Annotated in this window: 16 protein-coding genes; 10 read left to right on the forward strand and 6 right to left on the reverse strand. The window is 45.3% G+C overall.

All coding sequences use genetic code 11. The annotated features are described in order from the left end of the window. Positions 1–247 (forward strand): IS3 family transposase (locus L1D55_RS16845; protein WP_239918192.1); only part of this gene is annotated, 247 nt, incomplete at its 5' end. A 63-nt stretch (positions 248–310) separates the two neighbouring features. Here L1D55_RS16845 and L1D55_RS16850 read toward each other — a convergent pair. Genes L1D55_RS16850 through hemC form a run of 4 tightly spaced genes read right to left on the reverse strand, consistent with a single transcriptional unit; the run spans position 311 to position 4,398 of the window. Next, a complete protein-coding gene (locus L1D55_RS16850; protein ID WP_239918193.1) occupies positions 311–1,492 on the reverse strand; it encodes a heme biosynthesis HemY N-terminal domain-containing protein in 1,182 nt (393 codons plus the stop codon). Beyond that, on the reverse strand, positions 1,492–2,709 hold the full coding sequence (locus L1D55_RS16855) for a uroporphyrinogen-III C-methyltransferase (protein WP_239918194.1): 1,218 nt from the start codon (positions 2,707–2,709) through the stop codon (positions 1,492–1,494). Before L1D55_RS16855 ends, L1D55_RS16850 begins: the two co-directional genes overlap by 1 nt. 19 nt (positions 2,710–2,728) lie before the next feature. Next, positions 2,729–3,457, reverse strand: coding sequence for a uroporphyrinogen-III synthase (locus L1D55_RS16860; RefSeq protein ID WP_239918195.1), 729 nt, complete (start codon positions 3,455–3,457; stop codon positions 2,729–2,731). A gap of 2 nt (positions 3,458–3,459) precedes the next feature. Continuing rightward, positions 3,460–4,398 carry a hydroxymethylbilane synthase gene (hemC, locus tag L1D55_RS16865; RefSeq protein WP_239918196.1) on the reverse strand — a complete coding sequence of 313 codons (939 nt, stop codon included), beginning with the start codon at positions 4,396–4,398 and terminating at the stop codon, positions 3,460–3,462. 344 nt (positions 4,399–4,742) lie between these two features. On the opposite strand from hemC, the gene L1D55_RS16870 reads away from it, so the two are divergent. Then, complete coding sequence (locus tag L1D55_RS16870) at positions 4,743–7,271, forward strand: class I adenylate cyclase (RefSeq protein WP_239918197.1); 2,529 nt, start codon at positions 4,743–4,745, stop codon at positions 7,269–7,271. A 71-nt stretch (positions 7,272–7,342) separates the two neighbouring features. On the opposite strand, the gene cyaY is transcribed toward L1D55_RS16870, so the two are convergent. Continuing rightward, positions 7,343–7,657, reverse strand: a complete 315-nt coding sequence (gene cyaY, locus L1D55_RS16875) for an iron donor protein CyaY (RefSeq protein ID WP_017633314.1) — start codon at positions 7,655–7,657, stop codon at positions 7,343–7,345. Here cyaY and L1D55_RS16880 point away from each other — a divergent pair. The 8 genes from L1D55_RS16880 (at position 7,637) to L1D55_RS16915 (ending at position 17,701) form a co-directional block, all read left to right on the forward strand. Continuing rightward, the gene (locus L1D55_RS16880; protein ID WP_017104751.1) at positions 7,637–7,849 is read left to right on the forward strand and encodes a lipoprotein; all 213 of its coding nucleotides are present in this window, start codon (positions 7,637–7,639) and stop codon (positions 7,847–7,849) included. The two genes, cyaY and L1D55_RS16880, sit on opposite strands and share 21 nt — an antisense overlap. Positions 7,850–7,890: 41 nt before the next feature. Next, positions 7,891–9,144 carry a diaminopimelate decarboxylase gene (gene lysA, locus L1D55_RS16885; protein ID WP_239918198.1) on the forward strand — a complete coding sequence of 418 codons (1,254 nt, stop codon included), beginning with the start codon at positions 7,891–7,893 and terminating at the stop codon, positions 9,142–9,144. Positions 9,145–9,155: 11 nt separating this feature from the next. Then, positions 9,156–9,986, forward strand: coding sequence for a diaminopimelate epimerase (gene dapF / locus L1D55_RS16890; protein WP_239918199.1), 831 nt, complete (start codon positions 9,156–9,158; stop codon positions 9,984–9,986). A gap of 46 nt (positions 9,987–10,032) precedes the next feature. Further along, positions 10,033–10,731: a DUF484 family protein gene (locus L1D55_RS16895; RefSeq protein ID WP_061034254.1), complete on the forward strand. Its 699-nt coding sequence runs from the start codon at positions 10,033–10,035 to the stop codon at positions 10,729–10,731. Next, positions 10,700–11,632 (forward strand): tyrosine recombinase XerC, encoded by a 933-nt coding sequence (xerC, locus tag L1D55_RS16900; RefSeq protein WP_061034253.1) that lies wholly within the window; start codon positions 10,700–10,702, stop codon positions 11,630–11,632. The genes L1D55_RS16895 and xerC overlap by 32 nt, the downstream gene beginning before the upstream one ends. Positions 11,633–11,642: 10 nt before the next feature. After that, entirely contained in the window at positions 11,643–12,359 is a 717-nt protein-coding gene (gene yigB, locus L1D55_RS16905; RefSeq protein WP_239918200.1) for a 5-amino-6-(5-phospho-D-ribitylamino)uracil phosphatase YigB, read from the forward strand. A 170-nt stretch (positions 12,360–12,529) separates the two neighbouring features. Then, on the forward strand, positions 12,530–15,028 hold the full coding sequence (locus L1D55_RS16910) for an EAL domain-containing protein (RefSeq protein ID WP_239918201.1): 2,499 nt from the start codon (positions 12,530–12,532) through the stop codon (positions 15,026–15,028). A gap of 192 nt (positions 15,029–15,220) precedes the next feature. After that, positions 15,221–17,701, forward strand: a complete 2,481-nt coding sequence (locus L1D55_RS16915) for an EAL domain-containing protein (RefSeq protein WP_239918202.1) — start codon at positions 15,221–15,223, stop codon at positions 17,699–17,701. A gap of 377 nt (positions 17,702–18,078) precedes the next feature. On the opposite strand, the gene L1D55_RS16920 is transcribed toward L1D55_RS16915, so the two are convergent. Then, on the reverse strand, positions 18,079–18,675 hold the full coding sequence (locus L1D55_RS16920) for a DTW domain-containing protein (protein ID WP_239918203.1): 597 nt from the start codon (positions 18,673–18,675) through the stop codon (positions 18,079–18,081). Positions 18,676–18,677 lie beyond the last annotated feature (2 nt).

Here is an 18,677-nt window from a genome sequence, read left to right on the forward strand (position 1 = left end):
TCGAGAAAAGGTAACTGCTTGGATAATGCGGTCGAGAAAAGGTAACTGCTTGGATAATGCGGTTGCTGAAAACTTTTTTGCTTTACTCAAAACAGAGATGTATCACAACCAAAGCTTTGAAGATGCAGATGCTCTGATAGAGCAAATTAAAGAATACATCGAGTACTACAATACCAAACGTATAAAAGTGAAACTAAAAGGCCTGACTCCGATAGAATATCGAACTCAGGCCTTGAAAGCCGCTTAACAGAAATGTCCAACTTTACGGGGTCACATCATGGGCATCGGCTTTTTGTTTATACAGAGATATTTAAGCTGGTTGAACTAAAGCGAGTGCCTTACGAGAGACCTCATGGGCTGCTTTGGTTAGGTTCTGCTTCTCTAATGCATCTGATAGGTATCCGTAATCTGAGACATTTGAGCGAAGTGCTAGAGCTTTCTCGAAGTGGTTTTGTGCTTCTGCCCACTTCTGTTCTCTTAAGTAGAACTGAGCTAATGCACTGTGTGCTTCTGCATTATTGCTATCTTTGCTGATAGCTCGCTCTAGCATAACAACCACTGGGTGGTGATCAGCAAGATTCAGCTCTGGAAGTAGCATGTAGAGCTCGTTTGAACCTGTTTTAGCAATGTTCTCTTTGATAACTGTGAAAGCTTCTGCATCGGCTTTACGGGCGATCAGTTGTTTTACGAAACAAGAGACAAGGTGTAAGCTTTGCTTTTGCTTTCTTGAAAGCTTGTTCCAGTGACTGATTAAGCCTTCGCTGCCTTGCTGTTGTGCCACATCGTGAAGTAAACCACATTGTGCTTTCTGCTCTAATTCACTCTGTTCTTCTGCCGTTAGAAGCTTGTTCTTAGCGAGCTTAGGCGTTAGTTCCAGCAATGGTTGCCACAACTTAAGCTGCATGTAGGTCGCTTTTAGTAAGCCTAGGACCGCAGTGTTGTTTGGGTGGGAACCTTTTAAGCTAGAAAGCGTATCGAAAGCAGCTTCATAGTTTGATTCACTGATTTGCTGTTTCGCTTTTGTTAGCTCTACTGCCAGCAGCGAATCATCTTGTTGGCTAGCCAGTTCGATGTATTTATCGCGTTCAGCAGTGTTACCTTGCTCATGCGCTGCTTGAGAAGCCACTAGGTAACAAAGCAGAGGCATGTCGTGGTGGTTAGCCCAACGTGTCACTTTCTTCTCTGCACCTTTCCAATCACCTTCAAGAAGCTTGATGATTCCCTCATTGGTGTAGCGGCGAGAGCGCTTTAGTTTACGAACACTGAACCAATTCCAAGTTGTTGAACTTGCGTAAATCAACTTTTTAAATAGGTATTCTAGGCCGAATAGTGCCGCTAAAAGTGCAATCACAAAGATCGCCAATGTGGTTACACTCATCTCAATGGTCTTATTGGCAATAGAGATCAGCACATAACCTTGTTGACCTGAAAATTGAGTGCCGACAAATAGACCTGCACCCAGAATGAGGAAAAGAAAGATTAAACGAATCATTATTTCTCCTCCGAGGTCATTACCGTCACCTCACGGCGTAGACGTTCACGAATCACATCAGACAACTGGTTCTGAGACTCAAGTTTTACTGGGTATTTAACAGTGATGTTTTGTTCGCTTAGCTGTTTGATAGCCTTCTCAAACTCGACAACTGAATTGTCATCTTGGTTTAGGTACGACTTAGACCACTCGTTAGCTGTCTTTAGAGCAGCGCTATAAACTTCACCTTGCTCTTTGTAGACCGCACGAATTGCGGTTTCTAGCTTACCTTTGATGTTTTCACGTAGGTAAAAGTGCTGTTCTGGTGATAGTAGAGGGATAACCTCGCCATCTCGGCTACGGAAAGTGATGAAGTTTTCAGAGAAGTCTTTCATCGACGTCATCAGGTTACTTTGCCAATCATTGATGTCTTGAGATACGGCTTTTTTCTCTACGACTTCAGCCTCTGGAAGAATCGCATTCGCCAAAGGTAGCTTATCGACTTGTTGTTGAAGGCTCGTGATACGTAGGACTAAACCATCGCGGTCGATCAGAGGGATAGTACGAAGCTTAGTGATGTCATTGGTCATTGACTGACGTAGTGATACTAGGCTTGGATCGTTAAGTGCAGCGATACGCTGATCGGCACTTTCCATTAGTTTGGTTGCGCTAACAGCATCATGCTCAAGGAACAGTTTACGACCAGCTAGTTTTACTAGGTAATCAGCTTCCGCAAGCAGCCAGTCATTTGGACGACGACCTTTCACATCAGCTACCGCTAACTGTAGGCTTTGAATGCTCTTTTGTTGTTGAGATTGTACAACCTGAGTTTTCTCTACCGCATGTGATGCTTCTTGGATAGTCTCTTGCTTGATGGCTTGCAGGTCTTTATTTACTGCAGATTGGGTATTTTGTAGCTGGGCTTGAAGTGCTGCGATTTGATCTGAATATTCAGCACTTTTTTGCTGCATTTGGAAGGCAATACCGCCGCTGAAAATAATAGAAATTGCGATAGCGATAGCGCCAAATTTCACACCGCGCTTGCCTTGTTTCTCTGCTTTTTCAATTTGTTCTTTATGATCGGCTTGAAGTTGTTCATTGTGGGTCTTATTCGATGCAGGAGCCTCAAGTTTTGGTTCTGTTTCTTTTGATTCAGCGGTTTCGTCTTTGGTCGCTACTGGCTGAGTATCTTGGTTCTGTTCAGGTTCAATATGCTCATTATTTTTTTTGCTTGTCATGCTTATTTCCTGTTTCTAGCTAGGGCTGGAGAGCAGCCAGTAATATTTGGTTCGCAGCACTTTGAGTATTCGTAACGTTAGAGAAACCGAGCTGTTGTGCTCGTTGTGCTATGCGCTTGCTTGGAACAAACAAATGTCTCGTTGAAAGCCAAGCAGAATACTCATCAGGGGTGATGGAGCACAGATACTCCAATTGTTCCTGACTTGTGACGACTACTTTGGACGTTCTTTTGTTTATCCATGTTTGATAGGTATTGTGATCGTTTATAGGAATATATTCTCTACGGTAGGTCTCACAATAAGAGACTTGTGCACCTAGGTTGAGCAAAGAATCCCGAATGAGCTCTCGCCCACCATTCCCACGTAGTATCAAAATGGATTTATTTTTTACGTCACTAAGTTCAGCAAGTTGAAGAAGATGTTCACTATCACTAACTTGAGGATAGTTTACTTTTTGTTTACAGACTTTGCTTAAAACGTGCGCAGTTTTTTGACCAACGCCAAGATAAAGCGGCGAAGTAGGCCAAACGCACGAAGTTTTAGAAAGGATATTTTGAGCCGCGGTAACGGCATGATGACTGACAGCGATGATGATATCGCTGTTGTTAAGTTGGACGCTTAAGTTCGCCGAATCTGGATTATCAATGATACGGATAAGCGGATGATGGATTGCTTGAATCCCTTCATCCGCTAGTTGTTGGCAAAGCGATTGTCCCTCTACACCGGGACGAGTTACCAACACTGTCATGATTATTCTTGGTCTGCGTATAGCTTGGTTAGGATTTCTCTTGCGCCATCGTCTAGCAGTTGATTTGCCAGAGTCACACCCAGCGCTTCTGCTTCTTCACGAGGACCAGAGATCTCACCACGAATCATTTTAGAACCGTCTGGCTCACCAACCAATGCACGTAGCCAGATGTTATCGCCGTCTAGTAGAGAGTAACTACCGATAGGCACCTGACAACCGCCTTCTAGTGTTAGGTTCATTGCACGTTCGCACAGAACACGGTCAGCAGTATCTTTATCGTTTAGAGGCTCAAGAAGCTTAATCAGGCGTTCATTGTCAAGGCGACACTCGATACCTACAGCGCCTTGGCCTACTGCTGGTAGAGATTGCTCTGGTTCGATAAAGCTACGGATACGCTCTTCTAGTTTTAGACGCTTAAGACCAGCTGCCGCTAGGACGATTGCATCATATTGACCGTCATCGAGTTTTCCTAGACGAGTGCCCACGTTGCCGCGCAGTTCTTTGATGATCAAATCAGGGCGGTATTCCAGTAACTGACATTGACGACGCAGGCTACATGTACCTACGACAGCACCTTGTGGCAGTTCATCAATGTTGTTGTATGTGTTTGATACGAATGCGTCACGAGGATCTTCACGCTCACAAATCGTCACTAGACCTAGACCTTCAGGGAAGTCGACAGGCACATCTTTCATTGAGTGAACCGCCAGGTCAGCACGACCTTCTAGCATTGCCACTTCAAGTTCTTTTACGAACAGACCTTTACCACCCACTTTAGCCAGTGGGGTATCTAGGATGATGTCACCTTTGGTCACCATAGTTACCAACTCAACCTCTAAACCAGGGTGAGCAGCTTGCAGTGCATCCCTTACAAAGTATGCCTGCCAAAGGGCAAGAGGGCTTTTTCTGGTTGCGATACGGATTGGTGCTGAATTTGTCATGGTGTTTCCGATATAGGTTCTGTAATAGCCTAATCCTACCATTGTGAGGCGAAAATTCTTACTGTTTGATCATTCCATGCTTTGATAGCTTAGAGATTTTCATGAGTTCACCAAAATAGTGTGATTGGTATCTCATTTGAAACATGGGCTATTATTAGAAATAGTCAATAAAGAGGACACTACGGCGCCGTGAGTTTAACTTTCTGTCATTAAGGAATTGGCCAGTATGACGGGTTCCTTTGCTTTACCATTAGGGGTAAAAATGTTAAATTGATCACGTTTTGTTGCTGCTTTCGTTCAGTAACTAAACAGAAGTGCATTTAATCTCAAACCAAGGACTTACCTTGCAGGCTTACACTCAGACTTTGATTCAACGATTAGACAATCTAAATCAGCAGCGCATTGATCGTGCGTTGGCGTTGATGAATGTCCAAGGTCAGCGAGTTTTTAACCTAATCCCCGCACTTCTTCATTTCAATCACCCAATGATGCCTGGTTATTATGACCAACAAGTTCCTTTTGGAATTCGTAGCTTCACGCTTAATGAATTCCAAAAGCAATTTGTGTCTGATACCGAATTAACGCTTGGCGGAAAACTTACCGAGGCTGCTGAACCTGCAATCCTTGGTCTGTACACCATGGGTAGTACCTCTTCTATCGGTCAAAGCACCTCAAGTGATCTGGATATCTGGGTATGTGTTTCTCCTGATATGGATGGTCCAGCACGCGATAGCTTGACGAACAAGTGCCTGCTGATTACCGACTGGGCTGAAACCTTAGGTGTTGAAGCTAACTTTTTCTTGATGGATGAACAGCGTTTCCGCTCGAACCATTCTGAAGAGATGACCGGTGATAACTGTGGTTCTTCACAGCACTTGTTGTTGCTTGATGAGTTCTATCGTTCGGCTGTTCGTTTAGCTGGCCAACGTTTGTTGTGGCAAATCATTCCGCCAGAAATGGAAGAGTGTTATGACCAATACGTTCAAGGCTTATGTCAGGATGGTTATCTTGATTGCTCGGAGTGGATCGATTTCGGCAAGCTGAATCGCATTCCCGCGGAAGAGTACTTCGGTTCTAACCTGTGGCAGCTCTACAAGAGTATCGACTCACCGTATAAATCGGTGTTAAAGGCGATCTTGCTAGAAGCTTATTCATGGGAATACCCAAATACCCAACTATTGAGTATCGATACCAAGCGCCGCTTCTTTGCGGATGAACCCGATCTGTATGGCATGGATAGCTACTATCTGATGCTAGAGAAGGTAACGCGCTACCTAGAACGCATTAACGACCACACACGTTTGGACTTGGTGAGACGCTGTTTCTACCTTAAGACCCACGAGAAGTTGTCGCGTGAAGCAGGTATCGGTTCTGTTGCATGGCGTCGTGAAGCCCTAACCGAGATGACTAAGTCTTGGAATTGGGGACAGGAAACCATTGCTGAGCTCGATAACCGACGTAACTGGAAGGTTGAGCAGGTTAAAGTGGTGCACCATGCGCTGCTTGATGCCTTGATGCTGAGCTATCGTAACTTGATTCAATTTGCACGTCGTAACGACATTACTTCGGCAATCAGCCCACAAGATATCAGTATCTTGGCTCGCAAGCTTTATGCTGCGTTTGAGGTTCTTCCGGGTAAAGTAACGCTACTGAACCCGCAAATTTCTCCGGATCTGCATGAACCTGATTTGAGCTTTATTGAGGTTCGCCAAGGGCAATCCAATAAAGCGGGTTGGTACTTGTACAAACAACCATTGATTGCGCACCGTATTCTTGGTCAACCTTCACTTGAGCACCATGAGTACTTGAGTAAGCTGGTTGCATGGTCATTCTTTAATGGTTTGATTACTGAATCGACACGTTTGCACTCTGTGGTTCGTGATGCTCACATTGATATCGATAAGTTCTATCAAATGGTGAGCGATCTACGTAATACTTTCTCTCTGCGTAAGCGCCGCCCAAGTATGCAGGCACTGGCGAGCCCGTGTGAGATCAGCCAACTGGCGATGTTCATTAACTTCGAAAACGACCCGACTTCTGAATTGAGTGGTCGTGCCTTGAAGGTTGATCTGAAGAATGCAGATATCTTCAGTTTTGGTGAAGAAGGTAAGAGCTTAGTCGGCAGTGTCGATCTGGTTTATCGTAACTCTTGGCATGAAGTACGTACGCTGCATTTCCAAGGTGATACGGCAATGCTGGATGCGCTTAAGACGGTACTTGGCAAAATGCACCAAGACGCGTTGCCGCCAGAGTCGGTTGATGTGTTCTGTTACAGCAAAAACCTGCGCGGTGTAATGCGTAACATGGTGTACCAGCTGCTTGCTGAGTGTATCGACTTACGTTTAAAACCGATTGAACCAGAGAAACGTCGTCGCTTTAAGGCTATTCGTTTAGCTAATAAGATGTTTGGTCTGTTCTTTGAGCGTCGTGGTGTGTCCGTTCAGATGCTGGAAAACTCGGTCGATTTCTACCGCAGCATCTCAACCAACAAGTTGAAGGGTTCGCCTTTATTAATGCTCGACAAAGAGCAAGAGTATCAACTGCCAGAAGTGGTGGATGGTTTTGCGAGTGAGGGCTTAATTCAGTTCTTCTTTGAAGATACCGACAAAGGTTTCAATATTTATGTATTGGACGAGTCGAATCAGGTTGAGGTGTATCATCAGTACAGCGGCGAAAAAGATGAGATGATCGCGAGTGTGAACTCTTTCTACACATCGGTAAAAGATGAGTCGAAGATGTCGTCTAAGTTGATTAACTTTAACTTACCTCAGTACTACCAGATCGTTCATCCTGAAGAGGGCAACTCTTATGTTGTGCCTTACCGTAACGATGCGACGTTAGCTTCTCGGAGTTCAAAGATAGTGAACATCTAGGCTTATTAAGACTGATTGATATTAAAAAAGGAGTGATTGATTCACTCCTTTTTAGTTTTGCTTACAAATGATTAGACCCAATCGATCTCTTCACCTGCGTGCTTCACGCACTCTTCTTTCACCATCTCAAACAGCTCCATGCCCGTCTTAGAACATGTCCACTTGTCATCGATTAATTTAAAGTGGAAGCCACCAGATTTAGACGCCAACCAGATTTCTTTCATTGGTTCTTGGCGGTTGATGATGATTTGGCTGCGGTTCTCAAACTCCAGCGTCATCACGTTACCAGTCACTTCGTAATCAATATCTGCCTCTGATTCATCGATAGCTTCTTCGATGTTTTGCATCTGTATATCGACCAGCTGATGAAATTCAGTCTCGTTCATCCTTTCTATCCTATTGCTTTTCCTGAGTGTGGTGCGATTATAGGGGGCATTGAGTTAATAATCACGATATGCAAAATGAAAAAATTAATTACCGCTCTGTTTATGGTGTCCGTTATTGGACTTTCTGGTTGTGGTCAAACGGGTCCGTTATACGATCCTGATGAAGTTCAGCAGACTGAACAATCACAATAAGTGAAACACGCAGAAATCGTTATTTATAAGGGATAAGAACTTTGGATTACTTCAACTATCAGGAAGATGGCCAGCTTTGGGCTGAGGACGTCGCACTTTCACAACTAGCAGAGCAATATGGTACACCGCTGTATGTATATTCTCGTGCAACATTAGAACGCCACTGGAATGCGTTTGACTCATCGGTTGGTGAGCATCCGCACTTGGTGTGTTATGCCGTTAAAGCTAACTCGAACCTTGGTGTATTGAACACTTTGGCTCGTTTGGGCTCAGGCTTTGACATTGTTTCTGGCGGTGAGCTAGAGCGCGTGGTTGCTGCAGGTGGCGATCCGGCGAAAGTTGTGTTCTCTGGTGTCGGCAAAACAGCCGCTGAAATGAAGCGTGCGCTTGAGTTGAACATTAAGTGTTTCAACGTAGAATCTGAACCAGAACTAGAGCGACTGAATAAAGTGGCTGGTGAGCTTGGTGTTAAAGCGCCGATTTCACTGCGTATCAACCCAGATGTTGATGCAAACACTCACCCTTACATTTCTACAGGTCTGCGTGATAACAAGTTTGGTATTGCCTTCGACCGTGCTCCTGCTGTTTATGCGTTTGCACAAACACTCGATAACTTGTCTATCCATGGTATTGATTGCCACATCGGTTCTCAGCTAACGGATATCGAACCTTTCATCGATGCAACTGATCGTCTGCTTGCTCTTATCGACCAACTGCGTGCTAACGGTATCAACATCAAACACCTTGATGTTGGTGGTGGCTTAGGTGTGGTTTATCGTGATGAATTACCACCACAGCCTTCAGATTACGCGAAAGCGCTATTGGCTCGCCTAGATAATCATTCTGATCTAGAGTTGATTTTTGAGCCTGGAAGAGCGATTGCTGCTAACGCTGGTGTATTATTGACGAAAGTTGAGTTCCTTAAGCCAACAGAGCACAAGAACTTTGCCATTATCGATGCGGCAATGAACGACCTGATGCGTCCAGCGCTTTACCAAGCGTGGCAAGATATTGTCCCAGTGAACCCTCGCCAAGGCGAAGCGGTAACGTACGATTTGGTTGGCCCTATCTGTGAAACAGGTGACTTCCTAGGTAAAGACCGCGATTTGGTGCTTGAAGAAGGCGATTTGCTTGCGGTTCGTTCTGCCGGTGCTTATGGCTTCGTAATGTCCTCTAACTACAACACTCGTTCGCGTGCGGCTGAAGTGATGGTCGATGGCAACAAAACTCATCTAGTTCGTCAGCGCGAAGAGCTTACGAGCTTGTGGGAACTTGAAAACATTCTTCCGGAGTAATTTAAAGCGTTATGCACTTCCACTTTTCTAAAATGCATGGTTTGGGCAATGATTTCATGGTCGTGGACTGCATTACTCAAAATATTTTCTTTTCTCCAGATTTGATCCGTCGTTTGGCGGATCGTCACACTGGCGTGGGCTTTGATCAGCTACTTGTGGTTGAGGCTCCCTATGATCCAGAAACTGATTTCCATTACCGCATATTTAATGCGGATGGCAGTGAAGTGGAGCAGTGTGGTAATGGTGCTCGTTGTTTTGCACGATTCGTTCGCATGAAAGGCCTAACGAATAAGTACAGCATCAACGTCAGTACCAAGAAAGGCAAAATGGTTCTCAAGATTGAAGAGAATGACCTGATCACCGTGAACATGGGCATTCCTGAGTTCGAACCAAGCAAGATCCCATTTAAAGCGAAGCAACCTGAAAAGACCTACATCCTAAGAACCGATGCACACACTTTATTCTGTGGCGCGGTCAGTATGGGTAACCCACATGTGGTGACCGTGGTTGATGATGTCGATACGGCAGATGTAGATACCTTAGGTCCACTGCTTGAATCACATGAGCGTTTCCCTGAGCGTGTTAATGCTGGCTTTATGCAAGTGGTTAACCGTGAAGAAGTGCGTTTACGTGTTTATGAACGTGGTGCAGGTGAAACTCAGGCTTGTGGTAGCGGTGCCTGTGGTGCTGTTGCGGTTGGTATTACTCAAGGCTTACTGGCTGAGAATGTGAAGGTTAGCCTACCCGGCGGTGACTTACACATTAGCTGGCAAGGTCCGGGGAAAACTCTGTATATGACGGGCCCAGCGACGCATGTGTTTGATGGACAGCTTTCTTGCTGATAACCATACATAACAGATAGATACATAAAAAAATAAAGGATAGGTTTTGTCTAACGTTGAAGCCGACGCACTCACAGCAGAAGTGGTCGCGGAATATTTACGTGATAACCCCGATTTTTTCCAAGACCGAAAAGATTTAGTGGATCGCCTTGCTATTAATAACGTTGAGCAGGGTGCCGTCTCTCTGGTCGAGATTCAGCTTAAACGTCAACGCCAGAGAATCGAAGAGCTAGAAGAAGAGATCACTGGATTGATGTCTCTGGCGGCGAATAATGATAAAACCTTCTATGAGTTTATGGATCTGCAAGCGCAAGTGCTGAAATGCAGTGACTTCATGCAGGTAATTAAAGCGGTTGAGCAAAAGGCACTCGACCTTGGGTTGAAGGCTCATTTGAGAATCCTTTCGCAAACGGGTTTCTATCAGCTCAGCGAAGAGGGCTACTCGAAGTTTTCGCTTAATCACTTTAACGGCAAAGATGCCTACCTCGGGCGTTTGAGAAAAGCCGACAGACAAGATTTGTTTGGTGATTTTCCGGTTCCAGAGCTAGGCTCTTATGTAGTACTACCGCTTGCTAAGCAGTCTCCATTGGGCTTGCTCGCCTTTTCTAGTGAAGATGGTGGACATTTCCAACCTCATATGGACACGCTCTTTTTACGCCACTTAGCACTTGTCGTGTCTCATTTGGCGGACACCTTACCTTGGCAGATAAATAATGAGCCTAGAGCCCAAAACACCTCTTCCTAATAGCCTTCAAAAGCCTCTTTCTCGCTTCTATGAATATCTCAGAAGCGAGAAGGGACTCAGCCTACACACCCAACGAAACTACAAACAACAACTTGAAACCATGGCCGAACACTTAGTCACACTTGGGCTAAAGGATTGGCGTCAAGTTGATGCTGCTTGGGTAAGACAACTGGCCAGTAAAGGCATGCGTGACGGGATGAAGGCAAGCAGCATTGCGACTCGCTTATCGTCACTGCGTAGCTTCTTTGATTTTCTTGTCTTGCGTGGTGAAATAACCGCAAACCCTGCAAAAGGGGTCTCTGCACCTCGTAAACAGCGCCCGTTGCCAAAAAACCTTGATGTTGATGAAGTCGGTCAGCTGCTTGACGTGAATGAAGATGATCCGCTGTCGATTCGCGACCGAGCGATGATGGAGGTGATGTACGGTGCTGGCTTGCGTCTTGCTGAGCTAGTCGGTATCAATCTTAAAGACGTGCTGAGCCGCCAAGGAGAAATCCGAGTCATCGGTAAAGGTGACAAAGAACGTAAGGCGCCATTTTCTGGTTTAGCCAAAGAGTGGGTTGATAAGTGGCTGAGAGTCCGTGGTGAATTGGCTTCTCCGGGAGAGGATGCCTTGTTCGTCTCTAAGTTGGGCACGCGTATCTCTCACCGAAGTGTTCAAAAGCGCATGGAAGAGTGGGGTAAGAAGCAATCTGTGGCGAGCCATATTAGCCCGCATAAGTTGCGCCACTCCTTTGCAACGCATGTGCTCGAGTCGAGCCAAAACCTTCGTGCGGTCCAAGAATTATTGGGTCATGAAAACATCTCGACCACCCAAGTGTACACTCACTTGGATTTCCAGCATCTAGCACAAGCATACGATCAGGCTCACCCAAGAGCCCGTAAGAAAAATAAAGACTAAAGGTTTTACTATGCGAATTTACCGAGGGTTACAGCCTGTCAAAGCCATGACCTTTGATTTGGATGACACTCTATATGACAACTGGCCTGTGATCATGAAGGTTGAGAAAGAGATGGCGCAGTGGCTTTTTCAAGAGCACCCTGTGTCTGCTTCTTTGTCGCTGGAAGAGTGGCAAGCTGTAAAACAACGAGTCGCATTGGATAACCCAGAGTTAAAGCATGACGTCACCTTGTGGCGTGAAACTCAAATTAAGACTGGTTTACTGCAGTTGGGCTACTCTCAGCAGCAAGCGGAGCAGGCTGCTCGTGATGGTATTGAGCATGCCTTATGGCTACGCAACCAAGTCGACGTTCCTCAAGAAACCCATCGTGTGATGGCGGAACTTGCCGAGCGTATTCCTTTGGTTGCGATAACCAATGGCAATGTTGATCCCCACAAGATTGGCCTTGGGCAATATTTCCAACTCATTCTTAAAGCGGGACCAGACGGGAGGGCCAAACCCTACCCAGACATGTTTGAGAAAGCACAACAGCACTTAGGTTTTGATGCTAGTAATATCCTTCATGTGGGGGATCATTTAAGGACGGATGTCTACGGAGCCAAGAAAAATGGCTTCCAAGCATGCTGGTTTAATGACACTGGTTCCAATTTATACCTATCTTCGAAGGCGAGTGTGCTTCCTGATGTTGAAATAGAACAGCTCAGCGATCTTATGCGACTAATTTAATGGGCTACTGCAGGCTTATTGTGTCGCATTTATGATAGTGAATTGTTACATTAGTCGAGTTTAAAGGCCTGTTTAGGCTAGGATAATTAGCGATTACTTATTACGATTCATTTCAATCATAGCGGTGGTTGCGGGTTCTCTATTCCATTAGATTTCGAACAAGGGTTGGCATGCAAACATATACATTTCTCGCAAACACAGAGGAGCAATTAGAATCTCAACTTGCTCAGCGCGAATGGTGTGATAGCAAACAATACCTAGTTCAACTTTTCTCTACGCAATCACCTGATGTGGCTCGCCAACTTGCTAATGTGGCGCTCAATCGTTTGAGCCATGCGACGTTGATTGGTCAAAGTGCTCGTCATGTTATTTGTGATAACTGCCTTGAGAGTACTTGCACCTTAGTCATTGTTAGTGAATTCAATGAAACCCGATTAACCTCCGCAGTGCAGCCTTTTACTGGCAACCCTAACCAGGATAGCCAAGATCTCGTATCTCAACTTGAGCTATCGGAAGACACCAAAACCGTCATCAGCCTGTGTGATCAGGTTGAAGGACGTGATTACCCAATTTATGGTGCTTTCGAAAATCATTCCTACGCATTACCAGTGGCTGGTGGCTTGTGTCATGAAAATGAGTTTGGCCGCTGGGTTATGCACAACGAGCAAACTTACCAACATGCCTGCGTTGCGGTTGCATTAACGAACCCTAATTTAAAGGTGTGGTCAGACGCTTACTCTGAGTGGAACCCTATCGGGATGAAACTACGAGTGACTCACGCGATAGGGAACCGTCTCTATGCATTAAATGACAAGCCGGCGATTGAGGTATTCAAACATTACCTTGCCGATGGTAAAGATCTTCCTTTCAGCCAACTGATGAGTTTCCCGCTTTATCGCGAACTTGGCAGGAAGAAAGGGGTTTCAACACCACTTCGTATTAATGATGATGGCAGTATCGAGTTTGATAGCCCTTGGCAGATCGGTGAAGAGGCTCAGTTCTGTTATAACCACCCATCACTGACTGCCGAAAAGGTGCGTCATGGTGCAGAGATGCTTGCCATGCATCAGCCTGAGTCTGTGATCATCTATAACTGCGTATCTCGATTGGAGTTCATTGACAGTAAGTTAGAGCTCAAGCCATTTGAAGGGATAGTAAATGCATGTGGTGCTTACTGCATGGGAGAGCTTTACCGCACTGAAGAGCGCCAAGATATCCTTCACCACAGCCTGACTTATATCGCGATGAGAGAGTCTGATGAGGTGAATGAGTTTCGCTGTGAAGATTTTAAATGTGACTCAACGGTTTCACCGCTGCTTAACTTAGTTCGAAACGCGGTGGCTGATCTTGACAGCATGAATACACAGATGGAGAAGAAGCTTCATCAACAGGCACGCCGCTTAACTGAGAGCTACCGTATCGACTCGCGAACGGGGTTACCAAACCGTATTGTATTGAAAGAGCGCCTCAACACGATTCTATTTAGTGAGCACTTGCTAACCCTAAAGCTTACTAATTTTCATCAAGTGAACGAAAAGTACGGTTATCAGGTGGGTGATCAGCTGCTGCTTGATCTCTCCAATCACTTTATCGATCGCTTGCAGCTTCGTGTTGTGAAAGAGCCGAGCGTGAAGGTTGAGCTGTTCAGCATTGGTGTTGGGGAATGGGCGATCATCTTCAATGCGAGTGTTGAGAGCACTAAGATAAAAGAGCGCTTTGTCGAGTTTGCGGATGACATCGAACACATTAACTTCGAGCCTTATGGCTTAACCGATATTGATTACCTGTCTGTGTCTTTGTGTGGTGGTTTTGCCAGCCGCTGTGACTTCTTGAATGATAGTGGCGATGAAATCTTGCTAAAAGCGATTGAAGCTCGACGTTATGGTGTGCGTAACAACACCCATATTACCAATGCGAAAGACATTCAGGTCAGTGAAGAAGATCGTAAAGAGCAGCTAGGTTGGCTGAGCTGTGTAAGCCGAGCGATCTTAGATCAGAATATCATTACCTACTCGCAACCTATTGTGGAGGCGGGGACGCATGAAATGATCGGCCAAGAGTGCTTGGTGAGAATCATGGAAGCTGACGGGACGATTGTGCCACCAGGTAAGTTCTTACCTATGATTGCCGACACACACCTTTATACACGTCTTAGTCGACATATGATTAAGAACACTATTGGTTATATGGCCGATAAACAGAGCCCGTTCTCTATCAACCTTTCTCCGCAAGACCTTTTAAGTGATAAGACTCTTGAGGTGCTTGAGACAGCCATTAGTGGCATGAACGATCCTACTCGATTAGGGCTCGAGGTGCTTGAATCAGAGCAGATTCGAGATTATGGCCGCATGATTGAGGTGTGTGACCACTTCCGTTCGTTAGGTGCAAGAATCATCGTTGATGACTTTGGTTCTGGTTACTCCAACATCGATGAGATTATTAAGCTTGAACCGCAGATAATTAAGCTCGATGGCAGCTTGATTCGTAATATCGATAAAGACCAGAAGCAGAGAAACATTGCTTCTCAGCTGGTGCGCTTGTGCCAAGTGTTTAATGCCAAAACGGTCGCTGAGTTTGTTCATAATCAACAGGTTTGTGAGATAGCCGAACAGATGGGCGTCGATTACCTGCAAGGTTATTACTTCGGAGAGCCTAAGCGCCTGTTTTAGTTATTAAAGCGAGTAAGCAGCTACACCAGCTGCTTGCGAAATCGTTTTACCACCATTAGTGACTGCTTTGTGGTGGGATGAATGATGTCTAACTGAGGTCACATTATTCATAAGATGATCGTAAGTATTCCGTGCAAGCCTTATCGATAGAAAGCACAATAACTGATCATTAACGCAACGATTAATGTGAATATGCAGTCGACCTCTCTTCTGATACAAGACATAGAACAAACCCATCGTGAATTGGAAAAGCTAGATTTTCATCGTCATGAACCTCTCCTGATTCAGGTGTTTTCGTCTTTCAATAAAGATACGGTTTTGGCTGCCTGCCAAGTCATCCAATCAAACTTCCCTAAGGCTCAATTGATAGGTTGCAGTGCCAATCACTACATCCGTCAAGGTGTCATTCTCCATCAAGGCCTCTACCTGATCATTACCCACTTTGAGAAGACTTCGTACTCTTGTGGTGCAGTTCAATACAGCGAACAACCAGTGCTTGATAGCCAAGCTATGTATCAGCAACTGGATTGCCATGAGAAAACACAAAGTATTATCTGCTTTGCCGATCGCTTGCAGATAAACAATCGAGCGTTGTTTGCTGCTTTTGAGCAATCGGAATATTCATTTCCTATCTGCGGTGGTGCCTCAACATCAATAGACAGCGGTCGATGGGTCATGCTCGATGGCGTGTGCTATGAGAATGCCTACGTGATGGTAGCGCTGCATAGCGATGATTTGGCAATCACTAAAGGCTATTACACCGAGTGGAATCCGATTGGTCGTACTTTTCGAGTGACGGCGGCTCACGATAACTGCTTAGCAGAATTAGACGGTATGCCGATTCGTGAACTCTATAATCGTTACTTAGCCGATGGGCTCGAGGTTCCGTTTGAGCAATTGCATAACTTTCCGATGATGGTTGGTGATCCAAAAGCGCAAAATATTCACATGCCACTCAAGATTAAAGAGAGTGGTGAAATCGAGTTTAGCGGTTCATTTGAGGTTGGCGATGAGGTTAGGTTTTGTTACGACCATCCATCATTAACCTTGGATCAAGTTCGTTTAGGTGTGCAGCAGGTCGCAGCTCATCGCCCTGAGCAATTCTTTATTTATAACTGTATCTCACGACTCGATTTTATTGATGGTAACCAAGAGGTTGAGGTTTTCCAAAAACTCGCCGACACCTATGGTGTGTACTGTATGGGGGAGTTATTTCAAGACCATGGGCAACAAAGAATTTTGCACCACAGTTTAACCTATCTTGCGCTAAGGGAAGGCGAGGGTAAGGCTGCTCCTCTGCTAGAGAATCAACCTCTCAGCAATATATCTCCACTATTTTCACTTATTCGTAATGCATTGCTTGATGTCGATGACATGAATAACAGCATGGCGAGCAAGATTGAGCAACAAGCGACAGCATTAACCGCAAGCTATCGAATCGATCGTCGTACTGGTTTACCAAACCGAAGCGTCTTGCGTGAGAAGCTATCGAAGATGACGATAGACAGTCATTTATTGGCACTCAAGGTGACGACATTTGGTCAAATCAATGAGAAGTATGGGTATCGAGTCGGTGACAAACTTCTCCATGACTTAAGCGACTACTTTCAGAAAGCATTGTGGCAGTTCTTTGATAAGGGTTGTCAGCTTTATAGCATCGGTATTGGTGAATGGGCGGTGGTATTTGATAGCTGGGCTAGCCAAGAACATATCCATCAGCGTTTCTCGGAGTTTTCCGACCAAACCGAGCACGTCAACTTTGAACCAACGGGCTTGCCAGATATTGATTATCTTTCTGTGTCTATCTGTGCGGGCATTGCGAGTCGTCGGGATTTTCCAACCACTTCGATTGACGACTTATTACTGAAGGCAATTGATGCGAGACGCAGTGCCGTCAGTCAGAACAAACATTTAGTGAGTGCTAAGACACTTATTCAGCTAGAGAAGCACCGCCAAGAGCAGCTGGGGTGGTTGTCTTGTGTGAGCCGTGCGGTACTCAACCAAAATATCGTGGCCTGTGCACAGCCTATTGTGTCGGCACATGACCATCAGGTTGAAAGCTATGAGTGTTTGGTTCGAATTGAAGAAGAGGGCCAGTTGATTGCGCCTGGGAAATTCTTGCCGATTATCGAGGGGACGCATCTCTATACTCGATTAAGTCGTCAGATGATTACGCGTACCTTTGATTTTATGAGTCAGCGAACCGATTCGTTCTCGATTAACTTGGCACCGCAGGATTTTAATAACGAGAAAACCATTCTTCACCTTGAGCAGGCGATCAAGAAAATTAGCCACCCTCAGCGTATTGGTTTAGAGGTGCTAGAAACCGAACAAATTCAGGACTACGGTCGTTTGATCGAGGTGTGTAATCACTTTCGCGATCTGGGTGTGAACATCATTGTTGATGACTTTGGCTCAGGTTATTCGAACATCGACGAGATACTCAAACTTGAACCTCAGGTTATTAAGCTCGATGGCAGTCTGATTCGAAATATCGATCAAGACAAAAAGCAGCGTAAGATAGCTCAGCAGTTGGTTAGCTTATGTCAGATCTTGAATGCGAAGACGGTCGCTGAATTTGTTCATAATGAGCAAATCTGTCGAATTGCAGAAGACATGGGTGTCGACTACCTACAAGGTTATTACTTCGGAGAACCTAAACGGCTGTTCTGATTCTAAGGGCGTGTTGACCTTTCGTGGTTGAATTTTGTTCGAGATAAAAGCGTTTTAATCGCGGCGAGGGAGAAGTAGCCTAGTCACTCTAAGTAAATCTCCCTCAACACCAGCTCGAACCCTTCGGGCAGCGTCTGCTGGTCATTTCTACTACGTTATCGGCTTCTCATGTAGGCTAGCTACACATCGACGCCTCTGCCTTGTATAAATACCCAGCAACTCGCTGCAAAAATCAGCTCAAAATATCAACACGCCCTAGCAAATATCTGATGTTTCACGTGAAACACTGTTTTGTCCAATGTATCAAAGCGAGATGTGAAAAGGGTGAGCTAGTGGCTCACCCTTTTTATTTTAGTGCTCAAGCACTCCGCATTACTCTATCTGAGAGCGTGTCCGCTTTTGTCAGCTTGGAATACTTTGAGATAGTGCTGATAGTAATCCTCTATCTGCTTTGCTGGTTGAGCTTCATCTAATGCCTTAAGTAGCTCAATACCAACCTCACAGGTACACAGGTGTCCACTGTCTTGATTGCGGCGCAACGTATATGAAGATTCACTGGTTACATCGAGGTGCACTTGAGGAATCGTCTGTAACCAAGGACTTTTGTTGAGCATCTTTTTCGCTTCTTGCCACGTACCATCCAAGATGATGAATAACGGCGTTCGTTCACTCACTGTATCCGATACCGCTTGCTGGCATTCAACGCTTTCATTGCTTGGAAACAACAGCAAAGGCTGATGAGTTTCATCTTCAAGCAAAGCCAGTAGTTCGGCTGGAGGTGTCTTGCGCTGCCAAACAAAAGACTGACACTGCTTGAGTGACTGTTGCAGTAGCTTTCCGGTATTAGTGTCTCGTGTTAGTTCATTCTCGTGAGTGAGTAGCACTAACTGGGTTTGGCTTTCAGTATTCGGTATTCGATGACAAATACATTGATGAGTGAAACCACACCCACTGCAAGCTTGCTGATCGCTCATGG

The organism is Vibrio sp. Isolate22, from assembly GCF_022398115.1.
Taxonomy (GTDB): Bacteria; Pseudomonadota; Gammaproteobacteria; order Enterobacterales; family Vibrionaceae; genus Vibrio.